This is a genomic window from Sphingobium sp. B10D7B, assembly GCF_025961955.1.
Taxonomy (GTDB): Bacteria; Pseudomonadota; Alphaproteobacteria; order Sphingomonadales; family Sphingomonadaceae; genus Sphingobium.
Map to the genome: position 1 here is coordinate 2,091,038 of NZ_JAOQOQ010000001.1, position 15,541 is coordinate 2,106,578.

Annotated in this window: 9 protein-coding genes and 1 riboswitch; of the genes, 3 read left to right on the plus strand and 6 right to left on the minus strand. The window is 65.0% G+C overall.

Features of this window, described 5'->3' with window-relative positions; translation table 11 throughout:
- Positions 1–152: 152 nt before the first annotated feature.
- The 6 genes from M2331_RS09940 to glmU form a co-directional block, all read right to left on the minus strand.
- Complete coding sequence (locus M2331_RS09940; RefSeq protein ID WP_181560136.1) at positions 153–6,209, minus strand: autotransporter domain-containing protein; 6,057 nt, start codon at positions 6,207–6,209, stop codon at positions 153–155.
- Between the two features lie 191 nt (positions 6,210–6,400).
- A riboswitch (cyclic di-GMP riboswitch) is annotated at positions 6,401–6,475 on the minus strand.
- Between the two features lie 279 nt (positions 6,476–6,754).
- On the minus strand, positions 6,755–7,897 hold the full coding sequence (locus M2331_RS09945; RefSeq protein WP_181560137.1) for a pyridoxal phosphate-dependent aminotransferase: 1,143 nt from the start codon (positions 7,895–7,897) through the stop codon (positions 6,755–6,757).
- 141 nt (positions 7,898–8,038) lie between these two features.
- Positions 8,039–9,862: a glutamine--fructose-6-phosphate transaminase (isomerizing) gene (gene glmS, locus M2331_RS09950; protein ID WP_181560138.1), complete on the minus strand. Its 1,824-nt coding sequence runs from the start codon at positions 9,860–9,862 to the stop codon at positions 8,039–8,041.
- A gap of 20 nt (positions 9,863–9,882) precedes the next feature.
- On the minus strand, positions 9,883–10,251 hold the full coding sequence (locus M2331_RS09955; protein ID WP_181560139.1) for a type II toxin-antitoxin system VapC family toxin: 369 nt from the start codon (positions 10,249–10,251) through the stop codon (positions 9,883–9,885).
- On the minus strand, positions 10,248–10,508 hold the full coding sequence (locus tag M2331_RS09960; RefSeq protein ID WP_181560140.1) for a ribbon-helix-helix protein, CopG family: 261 nt from the start codon (positions 10,506–10,508) through the stop codon (positions 10,248–10,250). Before M2331_RS09960 ends, M2331_RS09955 begins: the two co-directional genes overlap by 4 nt.
- Before the next feature lie 342 nt (positions 10,509–10,850).
- A complete protein-coding gene (glmU, locus tag M2331_RS09965) occupies positions 10,851–12,167 on the minus strand; it encodes a bifunctional UDP-N-acetylglucosamine diphosphorylase/glucosamine-1-phosphate N-acetyltransferase GlmU (RefSeq protein ID WP_264592448.1) in 1,317 nt (438 codons plus the stop codon).
- Positions 12,168–12,334: 167 nt separating this feature from the next.
- Here glmU and M2331_RS09970 point away from each other — a divergent pair, with 167 nt between their 5' ends.
- From M2331_RS09970 to M2331_RS09980, 3 genes are all read left to right on the plus strand, one after another.
- Positions 12,335–13,009, plus strand: a complete 675-nt coding sequence (locus tag M2331_RS09970; protein ID WP_181560141.1) for an HAD-IA family hydrolase — start codon at positions 12,335–12,337, stop codon at positions 13,007–13,009.
- 73 nt (positions 13,010–13,082) lie between these two features.
- Positions 13,083–14,372: a sensor histidine kinase gene (locus tag M2331_RS09975; protein WP_181560142.1), complete on the plus strand. Its 1,290-nt coding sequence runs from the start codon at positions 13,083–13,085 to the stop codon at positions 14,370–14,372.
- Between the two features lie 80 nt (positions 14,373–14,452).
- A complete protein-coding gene (locus tag M2331_RS09980) occupies positions 14,453–15,487 on the plus strand; it encodes a substrate-binding domain-containing protein (protein WP_181560143.1) in 1,035 nt (344 codons plus the stop codon).
- Positions 15,488–15,541 lie beyond the last annotated feature (54 nt).

Consider the following 15,541-nt stretch of genomic DNA (forward strand, 5'->3'; position numbering starts at 1 on the left):
AAACCCTGCATTCTCAATATCCTTACGGCCATTTATTGGCCTCTGTTCGTGTCGTTTGAGGGGGGCTGCCTCGGTCGTCGCGAGACTGCTGTGTGGAATTCGGTCAAGAGAGGCGCAGCCGCAGCCGCGCCTCCCGGAGCGTCCGCCTGAGATCAGAAGCTGTAGCTAAAGCCGATCTTGACGCCGTGGTCCTTCCACTGGTCGCCGATGTTGCCCACGTAAGTGGCGCCGATGGAGCCGCCGGGCATGATGTTGGCCTGAACGCCGCCCTCGAGCCGCAGGGTGTCGCGTGTCGTGGGCAGGCCCGCGACCGAGAAGGCCTCACCGGTCGAGAGGATGTTGCGGCTGGTCGCATCGACATCGCCGAAGCTGCGCAGCCACGCCGCCGAGACGCGCGGGCTGAGCACCGTGGTGGCGCTGACCGGTACCGCCCCGCCCAGACGCAGACCCAAGGTGGTGTAGGTCACATCGCGGGTGCTGTCCGTGACGCCCAGCGCGGTCAGGGCACTGCCCGTCTCGGTGAAGGCATCGCTCTTGAGATGGACATGGGTCACGCCGGCAAAGGGCTCGGCGGTCACCGCGCCCAGCGGGAGAGCATAGCTCACCTCACCGAAGGCAGAGGCGCTCTTGGCATCATAATCGCCCGCCAGCGCATCGTTGACGCCCAGGAACGCCACCTTGCGCGTCCCGTTCACGTCGAGCCAGCTATAGGAGGCACCGATCCGGGCGCGCAGGGCGCCCCAGCCCCCGCCGGCATAGACCAGCGCGCTGTTGCCGTTGACGGTCGCCTCGCTGCTGCGCCCGTCGACCCGCACCTTGTTCTGCTCATGCGCGAAGGCCACGCCCAGACGCCAGCCACCAAGGCCCGTATCGACACCAGTGATGAAGCCGAAGGTGCTCTGCGTCGCCTTGATCGCATTGCCATTGCTCTTGAGGGTGCTCCACGCGCCAATGCCCTGGCCCCAGACCGCCGTGCTGCCATCACGCAGCGTGCGGGCCGAGGACCCGGCACCGGCCAGCGTGCGGCTGACGACATCGGCCTGCTCCATGCGGCCGATCACCATGTCGCCAAGCCGGCGGGTGCCGTCCACCATCAGCGTGCCCGTGGTCGCCCACAGCTCGCCCGAGAGCGCATCGAACGCCCGGACGGCGCCGGCTTCCTCAAGCTGCCCGGCTACCGCGCGGGACAGGCTGGCATTGTCGTCACTCGCATCCAGCGCAAGCGCCACGGCCAATTGGTTGGGTGTCACCGCCACGCTCTCGAAGCTGCGATTGTTGCGCGTCAGCACCAGCCTGACATTATTGGCGTCATAGCTCAGCTCCGGCGTCAGGAACGGCAGATCGACATCGGTGGCCGCAAACTGCCCGGTCACCCCGCCCGCGGCCGTGATGATCGTGTACTCATTGCTGAAGCGATAATTGCCTGCAGCCGCCAGCACCGAAACCGTGCCACCCTGAATGGTCGCCGTCCCGCCGACGATCAGCTTGTCGCTTTCGCCCTCGGCATTGACCTCCACCTCATAGGTCGAGCCTGCCTGGAACACGACATTGCCCGCTGCGGTGAGCGTGCCGATCGAGTTGCCCGGCAGCAGCGTGCCGCCATTGCCGACCACGATATTGTTCACCTGCCCGCGACCGCCCAGGGCCGCATCGCTGCCGACCGTGATCGTGCCGCCCATCGAGCCGTTCACCCGCGTCACGATGCCCTCAAGGTTGAGCGCACCGGTGAACGAGCCAAAGCTCTCGCCGGTCAGGTTGATGCTGACGGGCGCGCTGGACGGACCGTTCAGCGCAATCGTCCCGCTGCCGCTGAAGCTGCCGCCGAACAGCGTGTTGCTGCTCTGGTTGACGGTCAGCGTGCTCGTGCCCAGGCTCACCGTCCCGCCCCCGCCGCTGAGGCCCGCCACGGTCTGGTCGGTGCCGCTGAGGTCAAACTCGCCATCGTCCACGACCAGATCGGTCGCGCTGTCGAGCTGCGCCAACAGCCGCACCCGGCCCGCCTGCACCACGGTCGATCCGGTATAGCCATAATCGCCCGAGAGCAGCAAAGTGCCTTCACCCTGCTTGATCAGGCTGCCGTTGCCCGAAAGAGCGCCCGTGTAATCATAGTCTGCAACCTGATTAAAGATCAGCGTGCCGTCGTTGGTCGTGCTGGCGGTCAGCTCGCCATTGCGGACGCCATCGCCAACCTGCAACGTGCCATTGGCGTTGACGGTCACGGCACCATTGAGCTTGCCCGTGAGCAGCAGCGTCCCGGCATCAACCTTCGTCTGGCCAGCGAACGTGCTGCTATCGCCGGCCAGTACCAACCGGCCCGACCCGGCGTTCACGATCGTGCCGTGCCCGGTAATGCTGCCGCCATAGCTGGACACATCGCTGCTGTTGAACACCAGCGTGCCGTTGGTGTGGACGTCGCCAGCCAGCGTGCCGGCCGTTCCGCCGTTACCGATCTGCAGGGTGCCATCAGCCGCGATCGCGGTCGAGCTGGCATTCATCACGTTGGCCAGCACCAGCTTGCCGCTATTCACGTTCAACGCGCCGGTATAGGCGCTGCCATCGCCGGTTAGCACCGTCGTGCCCGCAAGAACATCGACCACGCCATTCCCCGACAGGCTGGCGGCAAGTGCATAATCGGTCCCGCTGTGGTTCAGGACCAGCTTGCCGGCCCCGGCACCGAACTGAATGCCATTGACGGCATCGATCATACCGGCCGCCTGGGCCGCACTGCCTGCCGCCGCGCCGATGTTCAGCGTGCCGGTGGAGCCGGCGCGATTGCCGATCTTGATCACCTCGGCGCTGAGTTCTGCGCCATCGGCCAGTGTCAGGACGCCGGCTCCCTCGGCACCGATATAGAGGCCTTCCTCCGTCCGGATCGCCGAAGATGCGCCGCTTACCGTCACGCTGCCGCTCGAGGCGACATCATTGCCGATGTAGACGCGCACCGCCTCCACCTTGCCGCCGTCCGAAACCTCCAGCGTGCCGCTGCCGAACAGGCCGACATTGATGTAACCCGCCCAGTTCGTCAGGCCATCGTTATAGGCGCTCCAGGTCGAGCCGGCGCCGGTCACGATCATGCTCGCCTGCGATCCCGTGAGATTGCCGAGCGTGCCCTGCACCGCGCGCAATGTGCCGCCATTAGAGATCGAAATCGTCGACTGTGCGCCCGCCTCGTTGCCGGCAATGAATAGCCCGCTCATGTCCCAGACCGAGTTGGCACCGCTGATGTTCACAGCGCCTCTCGAGCCGCTGACCGTGCCCACATAGCCATCCGTGCTGGTGATCCGGCCGCCCTGCGCGACGTTGAGCGTTCCTTCGCCGACATTGCCGACGTAGAGAATACCGTCATTGGTCCAAATGCTGCCCGCGCCGCTCACGATGGCCGTGCCCTGACCGGTCGACTCCCAGCCAATGATCGCACCTTGCGAACTCGCCGAGGCGCCATTGCTGACCATGAGCGTGCCCTCGCCAGAGATGCCGATACCGATGCGACCGCTGCCGATCTCAAGCGTGGAGCCTGCTCCATCGACGCTGACGCTGCCGACAGCGGACTGAGCCCCACCGATTCGCAGGGATTCGCCGGTGACGCGGCCGCCCGCCTCGATGGTCAGCGTACCGCTGCTGCCCTCCTGGCTCGCCACATCGATCAGGGCGGCTGCCGACAGCAGGGCGCCGTTGGAAACCGTGGCGGTGCCCGTGCCGCTGTAGCCGACCCGCATGTTGCCGGCGTAGCCGTTACGGGCGAGAACACTGTAGGTCGTGCCTTCGCCGGTCAGCGTCAGCGTTCCGCTCGAGCCGGTGTCGACGCCAAGCGCGCTGGTGTAGGACGTGACTTCTGCACCGCCGGACACCGTCACATTGCCCTGGCCAACGGTGTCGTTGCCGGTGCCGCCGATGTACAGGCTGAGGCCGTTGCGCCACACCGTGTCGGCACCGTCGACGATCATCGTCGCCGTGCCGGACCCGTTTCCGCCGATATAGCTGCCGTCAGCCTCCAGCAAACCACCGTCGGTCACCGAGATGCTGCCCTCATCCGCACTGAACCAGCCATCGGCCGAAACCCAGTCGGCCGGCAGTTCGGAATGCAGCGTACCGACACGGAGCGCCGAACCCTGACCACTGATGCTGACCGAGCCGCCCGCGCCCATATAAATGCTGCCATTCACAGTTTCGACCGAGCCGCCATTTGTGATGGTCAGCGACCCGGAGGAATTGGGATTGCGGCTGATCTCGATGAGGCTTGAGTTGATCCAGCTCGCGCCGCCATCAACGGTAACGCTCCCCGCGGTGCCATTCATGCCAATGGCCGCAGAGACAGAGTTGAGCTGCCCCACCGCCTTGATATTGAGCGAAGCCAGCTCCGCGCCGCCCACGGTCACCGTGCTGGCGCTGAAGCCGCCCGTGAGGTCAAAGGCGCCGCCGGTGACATCCAGCGCACCGTTGAAGAGAGCGCCATTGCCGGTGAAAGCGAGCGCACCTTCGCCCGCCTTGACGAACCTGCCCTGGCCGACCAACGTGCCGGCGAAGACGGTGTCGCTGCTCTGGTCGAGCACGAGCACGCCGCCATCGGTGGAGACAAGGCCCGCTTCTCCGACAGTGAGCGAGCCCAGGGTCGCCTGATAGGTGGAGCCCCCCACGCCCAGCACGCCCCCTTCAACGACATAGGCCTGACCCACACCGAATGCGTCGCTGCTGGCAGCGTTCAGCGTCCCTTCGCGGACCGTCCAGCCGGTCGTCCCTGTCCCCGTGAGCGTCCAGGTGCCGGTCCCTACCTTCACGAACTCATCGAAATCATAATATTGCGTGCCGACCAATCCGGCGTCGAATGACGCATTGATGGCGCCGCCCAGCGCCAGGGTATTGGTGCCGCTCGCGATATCCGCATCCGCGACGAGGCCGATGATGTTGAAGCCGGCATGCAACTCCAGCGTCACGTCGCCGGCGCCCATCAGAATGGCGTGGCCGAAGGAAGGCGAGGCCTCGATGGTACCGGCGTTGATGATCGTGGTCGCCGCGCTGTTGGTGACGATACCGGTTTCACCCAGGATCGACCCGGAATTGGTGATCTGGACCATGCCGCTAAGTGTGTCTGCATCGACAGCCGCGATCCCGCTCAGCGATTGCAGCGTGCCGGTGTTGCTGATGACCACATCGCCAAGCGGCGTGCGCGCCTGAACTGCGCTTCCGGTTCTGCCGGTGACAATGCCGCTGTTGGTGATGGTGATTTTACCAGAGCCGGGCGCATCCTCGTCGAAGCCGGCGACGGCGAGAATGCCGGTGGTGCCCTCCGCAATGCCTGCGTTGGTGATGGTGATATTGCCGATCTGCGAGGCGCCCTGAATCGCCGGGCCGTTGGCCGAGATAGCCTCACCCTGCTCCTGATTGTCGATCACCACTTCGCCGTTCGGCGTCCAGCCGACCAGCGCCTGATTGTTCACCGAAGACACGTAGGCGTTGTTCGTGATTTTCGCCAAACCGTTGTAATTGACGACGCGGATACCCGCCGCCTGAGCCTCCACCCGGCCAGTGTTCGTCACGGTCACCTCGACCGGCTCGGCATCGTTGAAACCGCCGTCGGCGTAGATTCCCCGCTGGGTGAAGTCTGCGGCCCCGTTGGTTTGCTGGACCGTGATGGCCCCGCTATTGGTGATGTTCACCGATCCTGCGTTGGTGGTGGCAGAGATGCCATTGGTTTCCACGCCTGAGACCGTCAGCGCGGCGCCATTCTCGATCACGATGTCGCCCGCGATCTGGTTGCGAACCCAGATGCCACCGTTGCCACCCACGCTGTCAACCGTGACGTCCGGGCCCAAGGTGACCGAAATGTCGTTCCGACCCTGGATATTGGAACTGACGTTTACGCCGCCATTATCAGTGGTGCTGATCGTGGAATTGGTGATGAGCAGCGTCGACGTAATGTCGCCAGAGACTGTATTGTCCCACGTATAATAGCTGACGCCATCGCCCGTGATACTCCACTCGTCCTGTGCGCCGTTCACAGTGAGGCTGGTATCGCCTCCTTCAATACGAGCCTTAACCGACGAGGGTTCGCAGAAAAACAGGGTCACATTACCCTCAGTCTGGCAAATGCCAGGCTCGGCGTGGGCGGCAGATGCGCCTGCCAACATCCCCGCAATGCCGACGCTGCTGAACAGACCGGCCTTGAGAGCCTGCCGAACGGCGCCGCGCGTTTTGATTGCCTTGCCCTGCATTACGAAATCCCCTCGTGTGGGCCCACCGCCCAGATGATGTGAAGGGCAAACCGCCATGCAGGTGCGGTTCAACGGGATTTGAGACAGGGATCGAAGCGCGACGACAGGGAGCGCAGCCTGAGGTTCAAACGAACCCCATGACCTTCTCACAGCAGGCTACACACGATATCCGAAAATGCTCTGTTTCATCCCCCGGTAGCCCCGCTACCCCATTGGGGCCGGAGGCTTTGCGTCCCGCCGTTACCGACAGTTTGCCCTTGTCGAAGGCAACGAACGCCCATCGGGCGGAGCCGTCATCTTCAGGAGGAATATTAACGTTAGCTGAGCGGCAGCGCAACAAAAAAGCCCGGCCTTGTCGAGATGGCGCGCATGCAGATCGGAGCCATGCAGCTGATTTGTCGTGTGAAAATTATCGCCCTCGGTCTGGAGCGGGGTCATAACCGGCCGTGTTAAGCCGATAACTATAGTTAACTTCAACGCAAGCACGACGTCGATTGCGCTGCATCCGTCGCTCTAAAATATGGTTGCCCCCCGCGACGTGATCGTTACAGCCGTCGCTGGTCGGGCAACCACGCCGAAAGGCGCCGCACTGCCTCTTGCACTTCGGCTTCCGTGATCGCAAAGCTCAGCCGGATGAACCGATGGCCATTGACCGGATCGTGGTCGACCCCCGGTCCCGTGGCGAGCCCGGTCTCAAGGAGCAGCTTCTTGCAGAACGCAGGGCTATCATCCGTCAATTCGCTGACATCCGCATAGATGTAGAAGGCGCCATCCGGCGGCGCGATGCGTCGCAGACCAAGGGCTGGCAAGGCGTCCAGCAGAATCTCCCGGTTACGGGCATAAGTGGCCCGATGCGCTTCCAGCTCTGACGTGCAGTCCAGCGCCGCCAAAGCGGCATGCTGGCTGATCGATGGCGCGGTCAGGAACAGGCTGCCCATATAGGCGCGTGCCCGCTCGACCATGGCGCGCGGCACGTAGAGCCAGCCGAGCCGCCAGCCGGGCATGCAGTAATATTTGGAAAAGCTGCTGACGATCATCGCGTCGGCTGCGAATTCTCCCATCGAGCGGCAAGGCGCGCCATAGCTCAGGCCATGGTAGATTTCGTCCGAGATGATCGCGATGCCGCGCTCTGCGCACAGCCGCGCAATCGCCTCCAGTTCGGCAGGCGCGATGATCGTTCCGGTGGGGTTGGCCGGGCTGGCGACGATCACGCCCTGCGGAGCGGGATTGAGCGCTGCCAGCGCACGCGCCGTCAACTGGAAGCGCGTCTGTTCGCCGCATTCGATCTCGACCGGCGCCATGTTGAGCGCGCGCACGGTGTTGCGATAGGCCACATAGCCCGGCCGCGCCATGGCGATCCGGTCGCCCGCCTTGAAACGGGTGCTCAGCCCAAGGACCAATGCCGGCGAGGCGCCGCAGGTGAGCAGGAACTGGTCCGGCTCGGCTACCATGCCGTACCGCTCCCTATAGAGCTGGACGAGCCGCGCCTGCAGCGCAGGACTCTCCCAATAGCCCATCGGATCGATGCCAAGCGCGTCGCGCGCAGCGTCCAGCGCGGCCTGCGGCGCACCCGTCGAGGGCTGGCCAAACTCCATATGGAGAACCGATCGCCCCTCCGCGCCCAGGCGATAGGCCAACTTGCTTAATTCTATGGCCTGAAACGGCTCGACATCCATCAGATCATCCATCGCTCGGTCCAGCGCCGATAGCGGGCGCGGGCACAGATGCCAACGGTGCGGCGGCCTACCGGTCGCCGCTGGCACCGGAGCAGGATGGCCGCACGGATCAGCTGAAGAGGTGGTGGTGGTGGTGATCGCGCAACGTCGAACCTACTCCACCGTCACGCTCTTCGCCAAATTGCGGGGCTGGTCCACATCCGTGCCCTTGAGCACCGCGACGTGGTAGGCGAGCAGTTGCACGGGCACGGCATAGACCATCGGCGCGATGAGGGGGTGGACCTTGGGGAGTGCGAGCGTCGCGAGGCAGCCTTCGCCGGCGGCGGCGATGCCCTCCTCGTCCGAGATCAGCACGACCTTGCCGCCGCGGGCCTGCACTTCCTGCATGTTGGAGACAGTCTTCTCGAACAGCGGGCCTGAAGGCGCGATGACGATGACCGGCACTGCCTCGTCGATCAGCGCGATGGGGCCATGCTTCATTTCACCCGCCGCATAACCTTCGGCATGGATGTAGCTGATTTCCTTGAGTTTTAGTGCACCTTCGAGGGCCAGCGGATAATCGGTGCCGCGCCCCAGATAGAGCACGTCCCGCGCGGGCGCGATGTGCGGGGCGAGGGCTTGGATCGCCTCATCCTGCATCAGCGCCTGATTGATCGCGGCGGGGGCCTCGGCGAGATGGCCGACGATCCGCTGCTCTTCCGCGCGCGTCAGCCGCCCCTTGGCGCGGGCGAGATTGGCCGCGAGCGCGGCGAGAACGGCAAGCTGGCAGGTGAAGGCCTTGGTCGAGGCGACCCCGATCTCCGGCCCGGCATGGGTCGGCAGCAGCAGGTCCGCCTCACGCGCCATCGAGCTGGTCGGCACGTTGACGACGACGGCGATCTTCTGCCCTTCCGCCTTGGCATGGCGCAACGCCGCGAGTGTATCGGCCGTCTCGCCGGACTGGGAGATGAAGAGGGCAAGCCCCCCCGCTTCCATCACCGGCTCGCGGTAACGAAACTCCGATGCGAAATCGAGATCGACCGGCACGCGCGCGAACTGCTCGAACCAGTATTTGGCGACCATACCGGCATAGAAACTGGTGCCGCACGCGACAATCGTGACCCGGCCGATGGCAGACAGGTCGAAGTCCGGGATCGGCAGGGAGAGCGTGTCGTCGATCCGCCGGAGGTAGCTGCGCAGCGTCTGCGCCACCACCACGGGCTGCTCGTAAATCTCCTTGAGCATGAAGTGGCGATGATTGCCTTTGTCGATCATCGCACCGGACACGCCGGAGATGGTGACCGCGCGCTCGACGGGATTGTTGGCCCGATCGAACACCTGCGCGCCCTCGCGCGTCACCACCACCCAGTCGCCCTCGTCCAGATAGGCGATGCGCTGGGTGAGCGGGGCCAGCGCCAGCGCGTCCGATCCGAGATAGGTCTCGCCATCGCCATGGCCGACCACCAGCGGCGAGCCAAGGCGCGCGCCGATCAACAGATCGGGATGACGACGGAACAGGATCGCAAGCGCGAAGGCGCCGTGCAGACGAGGCAGCACCTGCTTCACTGCCTCCTGCGGCGAGGCGCCCTGCTCGACCAGCTCGCTCACCAGATGCGCGACCACCTCGGTATCGGTCTCGCTGGCGAACACCCGCCCGCGCCCGATCAGCTCATCACGCAGCGCCTTGAAATTTTCGATGATGCCATTGTGGACCACCGCGACTTCGTCCGTCGCATGGGGATGCGCGTTGCTCGTGGTCGGCGCGCCATGGGTGGCCCAGCGGGTGTGGGCGATGCCGGTCGCGCCCGCCAGCGGCTCGGCCGCCAGCACGCGGGCAAGATTGACGAGCTTGCCCTCGGCCCGCCGCCGCTCGATCCGGCCATCCACGATTGTAGCGACGCCGGCGGAATCATAGCCGCGATATTCGAGCCGCCGCAGCCCGTCGAGCAGGCGCTCCGCAACATCCTGCGTGCCGACGATGCCGATGATTCCGCACATGGGGTGAGCCTTCCTTGAATTCAGATCGTGTAGGGGATGCGGATGCCCGGCATATTGGCCGGGAAATCCCTGCTGTTGCGCGTCACCAATATGCGCCCGCTCAACTGGGCCGACGCCAGAATGATGGCATCAGGCAATTTAAGCGAGCGGCGCTGCTGCCGAAGCGATGCGGCCCGCCGCCCCACTTCCTCGCTCACTTCCGCGATCGCGAAAAGGTCCAGAAAGCGCTCGGTATCGGCATGGAGCCCGTCCGGGGCGCCGGCCATGATCTCGATCCAGCTGATCCGGCTGATCCAAGGTCGGCGGGCGCGCTGCAGCTCCGCCCAGGCCTGCGGGCGTTCATGAAGCGCATCGATGAGAATATTGGTGTCGAAGTAGAACTCGCTCACGGCTGAGGTGCGCCCTCGGCGCTCTCCCAGTCCCGATCCCACTCGCCACGGGCGTGACGTTCATAGGCCAGCCCATCCACTGACGAGCCATGCTGCGCCCAGAGGCCGAAAAAACGCTCCACTCCCTGCATGGACTGGGCGGCACGATAGCTGCTGACGGCCTCGCGGAGGATGGCCGCGCGGGATGTCCCCTGCTGCGCGGCCTGCTCCTCAAGCCACTTCACATCGTCGTCGGAAAGGTCAGCTAGGAAGCGCATGATATATTGATATCATATCGTGATATCATGTCAATGCGCGCCTCGGCCACGCAAGAAAAGAGGGCGAACCACATAGCTGGCCGCCCTCTTTCCTATCCCAACTGCCCAAATGCACCGGGCGGCGCATTTCCCACGGACAGGTTCGGCTCGCACCGATAAGGATCGATGATCAGCGCTGCACTCCCCACAACCGGGCAAAGCCGATTGTGTCCCACGAAGGATCGCTGCTCATCTGCTGGCTCGACCCTCTCAAAAATGCTGCCAGGGCTATTGGACATTTTCGACAATCCCGCAGAAATTTTCCTCGGTTCGTCGATAAAATGCCACCGGATGGCAAGTGCCTCAGCTGTCTTTCTTGTGCGCCGCACTTTTCTTTTTGCGCATCGCGTCATGGAAGCGATCGGCCCAGCCCGGCTTCACGAACTGTTCCGCGCGGACCAAGCGTAGCTCTCCGTCCCCGACATCGCGCGAGACGGCGCTGCCTGCCGCGACGATGGCATCCCGGCCGATCCGCACCGGCGCGATCAGCGCGCTGTTCGAGCCGATAAACGCGCGGTCGCCGATCACCGTTTCATGCTTGAAATAGCCGTCATAGTTGCAGGTGATCGTGCCGGCACCGATGTTCACCGCCTCGCCCACCTGCGCGTCGCCGACATAGGAGAGATGGTTTACCTTGCTCCCCGCGCCCAGCACGGCCTTCTTGATCTCGACGAAATTGCCGACCTTGGTCTTTTCACCCAGCCGCGCGCCGGGCCGCAGCCGCGCGAACGGCCCAACCGAGGCATCGCGGCCGACATGCGCGCCCTCCAAATGGCTGAAGGCATGGATCGTCGCGCCCTCCTCCACCACCACGCCGGGGGCGAAGATCACATTGGGCTCCACGGTCACGTCGCGGCCCAGAACGGTATCGTGGGCGAAAAACACGGTCTCCGGCGCGACCAGCGTCACGCCGTCGCGCATCGCTTCCGCGCGCCGTGCCTGCTGCCAGCTCGCCTCGACCGCGGCCAGTTCGGCCCGGCTGTTCACGCCGGCGACCTCATCGGCGCGGGTTTCGATGACCGCACTCGCCCGCCCGTCGACGGCGGCGAGCATCACGATATCCGGCAGATAATATTCGCCCGCTGCATTGTCATTGCTCACCCGGTCGAGCAGCGCGAACAGATCCTCGGCGCGCACGGCCATCAGGCCGGAATTGCAAAGATCCTCGGCGCGCTCGGCCTCGGTCGCGTCCTTATACTCGACCATCTTGCCAATGCGTCCATCGGCAGTGGCGATGATGCGGCCATAAGCGGCGGGATCGCTCGGGCGGAAGCCGAGCACGACGCAGGCCGGCGCATCCTCCTCATGCAGGCGCGCGATCATCGCCCGCATGGTCTCGGCGCGCACCAGGGGCACATCGCCATAGAGAATGAGCACATCGCCCACAAAGCCCTGCAGCGCCGCTGCGCTCTGCGCCACGGCATGGCCCGTGCCGAGCTGTTCGGTCTGCACCGCAATGTCGATCCCGCGACCGGCCACGGCGGCCTCCACCTGCTCACGCCCGGCGCCGACCACGACGATCTGCCGCGCCGGATCGAGCGCGCCGGCGCTTGCCAGCAGATGAAGCAGCATCGGGCGACCAGCGAGCGGATGCAGCACCTTGTGCCTGGCCGACTTCATGCGCGTCCCCTGGCCGGCAGCAAGAATGATGATGGCAAGCGGGCGGTTGATTGGATCGGGCACGGGCACTCTCTTGTTGGCGAGATCGAGGGGCGATCAGGACAGGGCAGGCAAGCCTTGCCATGTTTGACTTGATCGCGCCACTGCCCAGAAGGCATGGGGCAGCGATGACCACCTTTGCTTTCGACCTTGTCGGCTTCGATCTTGACGGCACGCTGCTCGATACCGGCGCGGACCTGACCGCCGCCGTCAATCATGCGCTCGCTACGCGCGGTTACGGCCCCTTTCCGGTCGAGACCATCCGCCCGTTCATCGGCAAGGGCGCGCGGCGCATGCTGGCGCGGGCACTGCAGGAATCGGGCGAGCAAGACGAGGCGATGGTCGATGCGCTGCTGCCGATCCTGCTGGACCATTATACCGCCAACATCGCGGTACATACCCAGCCCTATCCGGGCCTGATCGATGCCATGGATGCACTTTCCGCGCGCGGCGTGCGACTGGCCGTCTGCACCAACAAGCGCGAGGCGCTGGCGCGCAGCCTGCTCGATCAGCTCGGCCTTACGCCCCGTTTTGCGGCTATCGTCGGCGGCGACACGCTCGGCCCCAACCGGATGAAGCCGCTGCCCGATCTGCTGCTCGACATGGTCGAGAAGGCGGGCGGCGGGCGCACCATCTTCCTGGGCGATACAGACAATGACACGCTGGCCGCCCGTGCTGCTGCCATTCCCTCGATTGCGGTCAGCTTCGGCTTCGTGCCCTGCACGGCGGAAGAGATTGGCGCGGATGCCGGCATCGACCATTATGACGAGCTGATACCGCTGCTGGAGCGCTGGGCGATCTAAGCCCCTCCCCGTCTTCCGTGCGCCGCGATCTTTGGAATCGCGCTGGCAGTGCGAATCATCTACGGGGTGGCCCATGGCCCGCGTCGATCGCTCGATCTGGATTTTGCTGCTGACGGGGGCGCTCGCAACCGTCATCGTCTACGCCCTGACCGGCAGCGCGGAAGCCACGTTGACCTCGGCGGTGGCCTGCCTGTTCGGCGTCGCGCTGCTCTTCGATGCGCTGGAGCGCCGCGCAACGCCGTCCCTGATCTCGGCACCTGCGCCTGACGCAAATGGCGCGAGCCTCAGCCAGATCGACACCCTGCTCCAGGCCCTGCCGCATCCGAGCCTGATCGTGGAGCGCGGGCGGATCGAGCGCTGCAATGACGCCGCGCTGGCGCTGCTCGGCCGCCACATCATCGGGCAGGACGTGCGGCTGGCGCTGCGCCACCCGGCCGCGATCGATCTGCTCACCGGCCCCAATCAGGCGCAGGCCCCGGCGCGCGTGGACATCATCGGCCTGGGCGCCGCCGGCCAAAGCTGGGCGCTCGACATTCAACCGATTGCCAACGGCCGCCTGCTCGCCTTGCTTTTCGACCAGAGCGACAAGCAAGCCGCCGAGCGGATGCGCGTGGATTTCGTCGCCAATGCCAGCCACGAGCTGCGCACGCCGCTGGCCGGCATCCTCGGCTTCATCGAAACCCTGCGCGACCCGGTCGCGGGTGCCGATGCGGCCACCCGCGAGCGCTTCCTCACCATCATGGATGGCGAGGCGCGGCGAATGCAGCGGCTGGTGGATGATCTCATGTCCCTCTCCCGCATCGAGGCGGACAAATATCGCTCGCCCGACCAGCCGGTGGCCTTCGCCCCGCTGGTGGAGGAAGTGGTGCAGGTCTTCCGCCAGGGGCAGAACAAGCGCGGGCAGGATATCGTGACGCAGGTCGACCCGGACTTGCCGCCGGTGCGCGGCGACCGTGCGCAGTTGAGCCAGCTGCTTCACAACCTCATCAGCAATGCGCTCAAATATGGCGCGGCCGGCACGGCGGTGACGGTTCGGGCCGAGCCGCATGAGCGCAACATGGTGCTGCTGGCGGTGAGCGATCAGGGTGAGGGCATTCCGCCCGAGCACCTCCCCCGCCTCACCGAGCGCTTCTACCGAATCGACTCAAGCCGCAGCCGCGCGATGGGCGGAACGGGCCTTGGCCTCGCCATCGTGAAGCACATCGTGCAGCGCCATGGCGGAATTCTTCAGTTCGACAGCAAGGTCGGAGTCGGCACCACCGTGCGGGTGGAACTGCCGGTCTTCCGCGCTCTTGCGGGGGAAGAGGCCGCTGCCGGCACCGCGCGGGCCGCTTCTGCCGGGGTGACCGAGTCACAAAAGTGAAACAGAAACGTCACAGAGGCGCGAGGAACCCGGTTCTAAGGCGACGCCGGGCAACACAAGCGCCTCCCGGAGACCAGTCCATGCGTCACGCATTTTTCGCCGCGTCCCTGCTCATGCTCGCGGCCTGCCAGAACCAGCCCGGTGGCGGCGCGCGCGATCAGATTCGCGCGGTCGGCTCGTCCACCGTCTATCCATTCGCGCAGGAGGCCGTGCGCCTCTTCCAGAATGACAATCCGGGCATGAAGGCGCCGATCATCGAATCCACCGGCACCGGTGCCGGCATCAGCCTGTTCTGCAAGGGCGTCGGCGCCCAGAACCCGGATATTGCCAACGCCTCCCGCCGGATGAAGAAATCCGAGTTCGAGGCGTGCAAGGCGAACGGCGTCAACGAGATCATCGAAATCCAGATCGGCCTGGATGGCCTGGCGCTGGCGGAATCCGTGAAGGGCCCCAAGATCGCGCTGACCACCAAGCAGGTCTATGAAGCGCTGGCCGCCAATCCCTATGGCAAGGGCCCGAACAAGGCCAAGACCTGGCAGGACATCGACCCCTCGCTGCCTGCCATTGCCATCTCCGTCTTCGGCCCGCCCTCGACCTCCGGCACGCGCGATTCGCTGGCCGAGCTGATCCTGACCCCGGGCTGCGACACCGACCCGGCCATGAAGGAACTCAAGGCCAAGGATGAAGACAAGCACAAGCAGCTCTGCACGCAGATCCGCGAGGACGGCGCCTATGTCGATGCCGGCGAGAATGACAATCTGATCGTGCAGAAGCTGAATGCCAATCCCGATGCGGTCGGCATCTTCGGCTTCTCCTTCCTCGAGGCCAATCGCGACACGGTGCGCGACATTGCCATCAACGGCCAGGAAGCCACTTATGAAACCGTCGCCGGCGGCTCCTATCCCGGTGCCCGTCCGCTCTACATCTATGTGAAGAAGGCCCATCTCGCGGCCATTCCGGGCCTCAAGGCCTATATGGAAGCCTTCGCCAAGAACTGGGCACCCGATGGCGCGCTGGCCCGCCGTGGCATGGTCGCCGCGCCCGAGGATGTGCGCACGGCCAATGCCGAGCGCATCGCAAACCTCATTGTGCTGAACGGCGACGAACTGCACTGATCGGACAATCCAACCGGTGACGGCGCGCTGCCGCCACCGGTTCCTGCCAGGTTG

What these genes read in the sequence shown, in the direction of transcription:
- M2331_RS09940 (WP_181560136.1), bottom strand. Translation starts at nt 6,209, where the DNA reads ATGCAGGGCAAGGCAATCAAAACGCGCGGCGCCGTTCGGCAGGCTCTC.
- M2331_RS09945 (WP_181560137.1), bottom strand. Translation starts at nt 7,897, where the DNA reads ATGGATGATCTGATGGATGTCGAGCCGTTTCAGGCCATAGAATTAAGC.
- glmS (WP_181560138.1), bottom strand. Translation starts at nt 9,862, where the DNA reads ATGTGCGGAATCATCGGCATCGTCGGCACGCAGGATGTTGCGGAGCGC.
- M2331_RS09960 (WP_181560140.1), bottom strand. Translation starts at nt 10,508, where the DNA reads ATGCGCTTCCTAGCTGACCTTTCCGACGACGATGTGAAGTGGCTTGAG.
- glmU (WP_264592448.1), bottom strand. Translation starts at nt 12,167, where the DNA reads ATGAAGTCGGCCAGGCACAAGGTGCTGCATCCGCTCGCTGGTCGCCCG.
- M2331_RS09970 (WP_181560141.1), top strand. Translation starts at nt 12,335, where the DNA reads ATGACCACCTTTGCTTTCGACCTTGTCGGCTTCGATCTTGACGGCACG.
- M2331_RS09975 (WP_181560142.1), top strand. Translation starts at nt 13,083, where the DNA reads ATGGCCCGCGTCGATCGCTCGATCTGGATTTTGCTGCTGACGGGGGCG.
- M2331_RS09980 (WP_181560143.1), top strand. Translation starts at nt 14,453, where the DNA reads ATGCGTCACGCATTTTTCGCCGCGTCCCTGCTCATGCTCGCGGCCTGC.